This is a genomic window from Vibrio sp. V03_P4A6T147 (assembly GCF_002241085.1).
GTDB lineage: Bacteria > Pseudomonadota > Gammaproteobacteria > Enterobacterales > Vibrionaceae > Vibrio > Vibrio anguillarum.
In genome coordinates this window covers 1-6,843 of the sequence record NZ_NDIO01000219.1, presented here as the reverse complement: position 1 = coordinate 6,843, position 6,843 = coordinate 1, and the positions used below count along the sequence as shown (strand labels likewise).

6 protein-coding genes are annotated in these 6,843 nt (G+C 45.0%); 4 read left to right on the top strand and 2 right to left on the bottom strand.

Translation table 11 applies throughout. The annotated features are described in order from the left end of the window. Positions 1 to 180: 180 nt before the first annotated feature. From B9J84_RS08665 to B9J84_RS08650, 4 genes are all read left to right on the top strand, one after another. Positions 181 to 1,149, top strand: coding sequence for a TAXI family TRAP transporter solute-binding subunit (locus tag B9J84_RS08665; protein WP_094123960.1), 969 nt, complete (start codon positions 181 to 183; stop codon positions 1,147 to 1,149). Between the two features lie 287 nt (positions 1,150 to 1,436). Further along, on the top strand, positions 1,437 to 4,010 hold the full coding sequence (locus B9J84_RS08660) for a TRAP transporter permease (protein WP_013857846.1): 2,574 nt from the start codon (positions 1,437 to 1,439) through the stop codon (positions 4,008 to 4,010). A gap of 84 nt (positions 4,011 to 4,094) precedes the next feature. Continuing rightward, positions 4,095 to 4,532, top strand: coding sequence for a universal stress protein (locus B9J84_RS08655; protein WP_013857847.1), 438 nt, complete (start codon positions 4,095 to 4,097; stop codon positions 4,530 to 4,532). A gap of 168 nt (positions 4,533 to 4,700) precedes the next feature. Next, on the top strand, positions 4,701 to 5,093 hold the full coding sequence (locus B9J84_RS08650; RefSeq protein WP_026028743.1) for a DUF2061 domain-containing protein: 393 nt from the start codon (positions 4,701 to 4,703) through the stop codon (positions 5,091 to 5,093). Between the two features lie 11 nt (positions 5,094 to 5,104). On the opposite strand, the gene B9J84_RS08645 is transcribed toward B9J84_RS08650, so the two are convergent. Next, on the bottom strand, positions 5,105 to 5,908 hold the full coding sequence (locus tag B9J84_RS08645) for a glycosyl hydrolase 2 galactose-binding domain-containing protein (RefSeq protein ID WP_013857849.1): 804 nt from the start codon (positions 5,906 to 5,908) through the stop codon (positions 5,105 to 5,107). 163 nt (positions 5,909 to 6,071) lie between these two features. Further along, positions 6,072 to 6,497: a ribonuclease E inhibitor RraB gene (gene rraB / locus B9J84_RS08640; protein ID WP_017046663.1), complete on the bottom strand. Its 426-nt coding sequence runs from the start codon at positions 6,495 to 6,497 to the stop codon at positions 6,072 to 6,074. Positions 6,498 to 6,843 lie beyond the last annotated feature (346 nt).

Sequence of the window (6,843 nt, the reverse complement as noted above, 5' to 3'; positions counted from 1 at the left end):
CTCCCCCGATACCCAAACAACTTGAAGTTGCGGGTAGGCGGCAAGTGAGTCAGTCGTCATAAGCATGGATAATTCTGTGATTGGGGTGAACGAACGTAGCCAACACCACAGCAACTTCAGGTGGGAAGGGTGTAACAACAATTATCTATGGGGTTAATAATGAATAAGGAAGGAAAATTCATGGCATTGAATAAATTGATTAAAGTTGGAATTATTGCAGCAGCGGTCATGGGTACAGGTACGTTAAGCGCACAAGAGTTCATTACGATTGGTACAGGATCCGTCACTGGTGTTTACTACCCGACAGGTGGTGCTATTTGTAAGCTGGTTAATAAAGGGCGTAAAGATCACAACATTCGCTGCTCAGTAGAATCAACGGGCGGATCGATCTACAACGTGAACACGATTCGTGCAGGTGAACTCGATTTCGGTATTGTTCAATCTGACTGGCAGTACCATGGTTATAACGGTACCAGTGAATTTGCCGAGCAAGGCCCGAATAAAAAACTGCGCGCAGTTTTTTCCCTTCATACCGAACCTTTTAATATCATTGCCCGCGCGGATTCTGGCATTGAAAACGTGGCTGACTTGAAAGGTAAACGTGTCAACATTGGTAACCCAGGTTCTGGTGACAGGGCCACCATGGCAGTGGTGATGGATGCATTTGGTTGGACCAATGACAGCTTCAAATTGGCTTCTGAGCTCAAAGGCTCTGAGCGCTCTCAAGCATTGTGCGACAATAAAATAGATGCCTTTATTTATATGGTTGGCCATCCAAATGGTTCAATCAAAGAAGCAACGACCTCATGCGATGCAAAACTCGTCTCTGCTACTGGCCCTGAAATTGAAAAAATTGTTGCCAATAACCCTTACTACGCTTACAGCACGATTCCTGCTGGCATGTACCGTGGAACAGATAAAGATGTAACCAGTTTTGGTGTGGCTGCGACCTTGGTATCAAGCACTGATGTGTCTGATGAAGTCGCATACAATTTGGTCAAAGCGGTATTTGAAGATTTTGATACCTTTAAACGTCTTCACCCTGCCTTTTCTAACTTGAAAAAAGAAGACATGGTGAAAGCGGGGATCTCCATTCCTCTTCATCCTGGCGCAGAAAAATACTACAAAGAAATCGGTCTGCTAAAATAATTTCGCATCGCGAAAACCAACAATAGCGATACCGAATCAAAGGAGGCTGAATGTCTCCTTTGATTGCCCTTTCAGTCACGAGCGATATGCCCTTTATCCCTTGGCGTTATGGTCAACGATGATGGCCTGTCCTCTTACGTTTACAACGACTCTTTGGGCACATTTGGGTTTTAAATGATTTAACAACCCACCTTTTGTTCTGTTCCGCAATAGCCCACTTCTCATGAGCAGTGAATTGACCCTGTGACCAACCGAGACGTAGGCAGCCAATAATAAGGATAACGTACATGACGAAGACACTTACTCCGTCAACCGATGTGCAGGAAATGGTAGCGCAATCTGATACCGGCGCAAGAAACCCTCACGGCTTGCCGGGGCGCATTTTGTGGTTTGTCCCACTATGTTGGTCACTATTCCAACTTTGGTATGCTTCACCGCTGCCCTTTATTTTTAATTTTGCCATTTTAAACGATACGCAAGCACGAGCCATTCACCTCACATTCGCTGTCTTTCTCGCCTTTACTGCCTACCCTGCGTTAAAGAACTCACCACGCGATCGCATTCCATTGATTGATTGGATTTTGGCATTGGCGGGCAGTTTCTCTGCTGCTTACATCTATTTATTTTACAATGAGTTGGCTGGTCGCTCTGGTGCGCCAACCTTGATTGATATAGCGGTCTCCGTCACAGGGATGGTGTTATTACTTGAAGCTACCCGCCGAGCGTTAGGACCACCACTGATGTTGGTCGCTGCACTATTCTTGCTCTACACCTTTGGTGGCCCCTACATGCCGGATGTGATCGCTCATAAAGGAGCGAGCCTAAACAAAGCGATGTCTCATTTATGGCTGACCACTGAAGGGGTTTTTGGGGTTGCTCTTGGCGTTTCCACCTCTTTTGTGTTCTTGTTTGTTCTATTTGGTGCAATGCTTGAACGAGCTGGCGCAGGTTCCTATTTTATCAAAGTGGCCTTTTCACTGCTGGGCCACATGCGAGGCGGTCCCGCGAAAGCAGCGGTTGTAGCCTCAGGCTTATCGGGGCTAGTGTCTGGCTCATCGATTGCAAACGTAGTTACCACCGGTACTTTTACCATTCCCTTGATGAAACGTGTCGGCTTTCCCGGAACAAAGGCGGGCGCTGTTGAAGTAGCCGCTTCCACCAATGGCCAATTAACCCCGCCTATCATGGGTGCTGCCGCATTTTTAATGGTGGAATATGTCGGTATTTCCTATGTTGAAGTGATCCGTGCGGCGCTACTGCCAGCGCTTATCTCTTATATTGCCTTAATTTATATTGTCCATTTGGAAGCCTGCAAAGCAGGAATGAAAGGCCTACCTCGCCGTCATACACCAACATGGGTGCAAAGCTTACTTTCATTTACGGGTACTATTTTAGGGCTTTGCGTTCTCAGCGCTGTTGTTTACTACGGCATTGGTTGGACCAAAGAGGTGTTTGGTGACGCCGCTACTCCAATTGTTACGGTCGCGCTTTTACTGACTTATGTCGCTCTGATTAAAATTTCGTCTCGCTACGCCTCAGAAAGTGCAATGGATATGGATATCCAAGAAGTACCCGACCCTGGGCCGACGGTAAAATCAGGGCTTCATTACCTGCTACCTATTGTGGTGCTAGTATGGTGTTTGACGGTCGAGCGCTTCTCGCCTGGATTATCCGCCTTTTGGGCCACGATATTTATGGTCTTCATTTTGATCACTCAGCGGCCAATCATGTCGTTACTCAATAAGAGCAACGATTTGAACACGCAAGTGAAGGCTGGGTTTGTTGATCTTGCCGAAAGCTTGGTTTCGGGCGCGCGGAATATGATTGGCATTGGTGTGGCAACCGCAGCCGCAGGAACCGTCGTTGGTGTCGTCACCTTGACTGGCATTGGCTTAGTGATGACCGATTTTGTTGAGTTTATCTCCGGTGGCAGCGTCATACTGATGCTGATTTTTACCGCTGTGATCAGCCTCATTCTTGGTATGGGCTTACCGACTACCGCCAACTACATCGTCGTATCAACCTTAATGGCTCCCGTCATTGTGACACTGGGAGCCGCTCATGGTCTTATCATCCCATTGATTGCCGTACACTTATTTGTGTTCTATTTCGGCATTTTGGCAGATGACACCCCACCAGTTGGCTTGGCGGCATTTGCCGCAGCCGCTATCGCTAAATCAGACCCTATTCGTACAGGTATTCAAGGGTTTGCTTACGATATTCGTACCGCCATTTTGCCCTTTATGTTCGTATTCAACACTCAACTACTGCTAATGGGAATTGATACATGGTGGCACTTAGCGTTAACCATTTTCTCGGCCATTACCGCAATGCTGCTGTTTTCTGCTGCGACTCAAGGTTGGTGGCTCACTCGCAATAAGTGGTGGGAAACCGTCTTGCTGTTGGTGCTGACGTTCTCGTTCTTCCGACCCGGTTTTTGGTGGGACATGATTTATCCTGCGACCGAACTGCACCCAGGCACAGAGATAGCGCAAATTGTAGAAAACCTCGATGTAGGTCAATCGATAGAGCTTATCGTCGCTGGTGAAACCATTGAAGGTGATTACTTATCAAAAACAGTACTACTCCCTTTTGATGATCAAGCGTCAACGGCAGAACAGCGTATTCAATCAATGGGGCTAACCCTGAAAGAAACCAGTAATCGTATGCTGGTGGATATGATTGAGTTTGGCAGTCCAGCTGAAGCTGCAGGCATAGATTTTGATTGGGAAATCCGCTCAGTTGTGTTGGAAAGCCAACGGCCAATGAAAGAGTGGGTTTTCTTACCTGCATTATTATTAGTGCTGACGCTAGCTTGGAATCAAAAACGCCGTATGAGAACACAAGAAATACGCGCTTAATCAATATGCCTAGCACGAGCTAGGCATATACTTTACGGAAACAAGGTGCTCTAAAGCACCCTATCGTAGATGAGATAATCCATAATGTATAAACACATCCTTGTTCCAGTGGACCTTAATGAAAAAGGCTTTTCTGACAAAGCCGTTGAACTTGCTGTTTGGCACGCGACACATTCCAATGCTGAAATTCATCTTTTAAATGTATTACCTGGTATCCACATGTCGATGGTCGCCACATACTTCCCGAAAGATGCCGCGGCGAAAATGAAAGAAGACGTCAAGCAACAGCTAAAACAGTTTGCTGATCAACATATCGCTGACGAAATAATCTACAAACTGCATGTAGCGGAAGGTAAAGCCTACACCACCATTTTAGATTACGCAGAAAAGCTCGGAGCTGATTTGATTATCATGCCAAGCCATAAACGATCGAAGATCGATAAAGTGATGCTGGGATCGGTGGCCAGTAAAGTAGTACAAAACTCGCCAATCAATGTACTGGTTGTCAAGCCGCAAGGATAGAAACCCTGCATCGTCATAAAAAAGCGCATGAGGCGCTTTTTTTTATGCCAACGATAAGCGCCTCAGTTAGGAATTGGCTATCAAACTAATAGGTTCAATTATCTTTACTTGTTGAGAATAATTATCAATAATGTTTACATCAACCCGATAACCGTTTAGGTGAACATTATGAAAAAAACGCTTAGCTTTGCCGCGATCCATTTCAGTATTGCGTTTACCGTCGTTTATCTACTTACGGGCGACATTATTCTTGGTAGTCTGATTGCCATGCTTGAGCCGATGGTCAATACCGTTGCTTTTTACTTTCACGAAAAAGTATGGGCGCACTACACCCCACTGCGCCGCTACTCACAATCGGCCAAAATTAAAACAGGTAGCTTTGCTGTAGTGCACTTCAGTGTTGCATTTAGCGTGGCATATATCATGACCGGAAGTTTTGTCATTGGTGGTGTTTTAGCCATGATCGAACCGAGCATTAATACGTGTGCTTACTACTTCTACGAGAAGTTCTGGCAAAAGAGACATCCGCAAGAATGGTCACCAATGAAATGCTCTCATTAACTGTACGTTGATCAGATAGGAAAATGGGTAACACAGAGATCTTCGCTTAACGCGATATGGAAGGATTGCTGCTGACCATCAAGTTGCACCGATAAGGTATACAAATCATTCGGGTTAAGCTGTGTAAGATCTGCGTACTTCGGCGCTTCCACTTGAAATAAAGCACTGGCGTGCTGATGACGCACATCAATAGGTAACTGATAGCTCATACCATTAAATTTCACCACCGCGGAAACTAATCCTGGTGCGTAGGTTTGGTAATGTAAGTGAACCAAAAACTCACAGCCACCACCATAGTGCCAGATTTGCTCAGTGGTAACATGCTCCAAACGAACATGACGAATGCATTGCAGATAAGGCTCTTGCCAAATACCCATTCGCTCATCGTATTTCTTCACCGAGTGGTGTCCCAATGGGCATAATTGCGGTAAATCTTGATCCTCCAGCAACCACTCTTCTTCTTGCTCAACAAACAAAATTTCGAATCGATTGCGGCCGAGTTGCAGCAAAGGCCGAATGTCTTTTTTATACACCGCTTGACTACCATCACAATCAAATAGTGCCACACCGTTTAAACGTATTTCCGCATAAAAATCGATCCCCTCAAGCACAAGATCAATTGCAGCAAAACCAAGCATCACTTCATCCACCTCAACATCATGCATCAAATGCCACTCTTGCTCGGCAATTTGTGCTTCTGTCATATCGTGAGGTAATACTTGGCTAAGAGGCGCAGGAAAACAAAGATCATCTTGCGGGATCGATAAATCAGTCAACGGTGAAAGCTGCCAAAAGCCAGCAAGAGAAATTCGCATAATAAACTTGAGCTAGATCAATGTTGAGCGATTATATACAAAATAAATAAAGATGTGCTGACAAAAATAATGATTCGTCACTAAAGTGCCCCGCTAGCTTTGCATAGCGAAAAAAATACCAGCCAAAGGGCTGGTATCTCACATCAAGGTAAATAACGCCTAATCACTCTTGGTCGTCTTCATCTTCTTCATCGTCGTATAGCGCATCTTCACCTTCGTAGTAAGTGCCCCATCCGTCGTAAATAATGTCATATTTTTCAGCAAGTTGAATAAGCTTCTCTGCCTGTTCATCGATCGCTTCGGCCTTCAGTACCGATTGCATAGTCGCGTCACAGCACAATAGTTTATTGCCGTCTTCATCTTCTGTTTCTTCTGCTTCAAGCACTTCAAAGCCCATTTTAAAGGCTTCAACAACCGCTTTTTCTAGCGTGTCAAAATCTTCAGCAAATAGGTGGTGCTCTATCTCATATAACGCATCTGGATCACTGCCATCTTCGAGCAGGGCTTGAATGATGTCGCGAGTATCTTCTTTTTGAATTTCGATTAACTCTTCAACGGATACGTAGTCATCTTGCTGAGGTTGAGACATAAGGTGCTCCAGATTTGGCTAAATGTAGACTATACTCCATCAACTTGGCGTTGCAGATAGGCGGCAAGTGAGTTCATCCCCATGAACATAGATAAACTATGTGATTGGGGTGAGCAAACGTAGCCATCACCGCTGCAACTTCACGTCGGAAGGGTATAAATGAATTTCGACGAAATATGGCATGGTTCGCCTAAAATTGCCACCAACAACGTACCGTGATCTTTATCTTTCTAAAGGATCACTGCTCAATCAAGTACAGATCAAAGAAAAAACACTTTAATTTAACAATTTATTTTCATTTTGCTAATTCAGTAGATTATCTGCCTGATGATTTGCTCTTTCATCG

What these genes read in the sequence shown, in the direction of transcription:
- B9J84_RS08665 (WP_094123960.1), top strand. Translation starts at nt 181, where the DNA reads ATGGCATTGAATAAATTGATTAAAGTTGGAATTATTGCAGCAGCGGTC.
- B9J84_RS08660 (WP_013857846.1), top strand. Translation starts at nt 1,437, where the DNA reads ATGACGAAGACACTTACTCCGTCAACCGATGTGCAGGAAATGGTAGCG.
- B9J84_RS08655 (WP_013857847.1), top strand. Translation starts at nt 4,095, where the DNA reads ATGTATAAACACATCCTTGTTCCAGTGGACCTTAATGAAAAAGGCTTT.
- B9J84_RS08650 (WP_026028743.1), top strand. Translation starts at nt 4,701, where the DNA reads ATGAAAAAAACGCTTAGCTTTGCCGCGATCCATTTCAGTATTGCGTTT.
- B9J84_RS08645 (WP_013857849.1), bottom strand. Translation starts at nt 5,908, where the DNA reads ATGCGAATTTCTCTTGCTGGCTTTTGGCAGCTTTCACCGTTGACTGAT.
- rraB (WP_017046663.1), bottom strand. Translation starts at nt 6,497, where the DNA reads ATGTCTCAACCTCAGCAAGATGACTACGTATCCGTTGAAGAGTTAATC.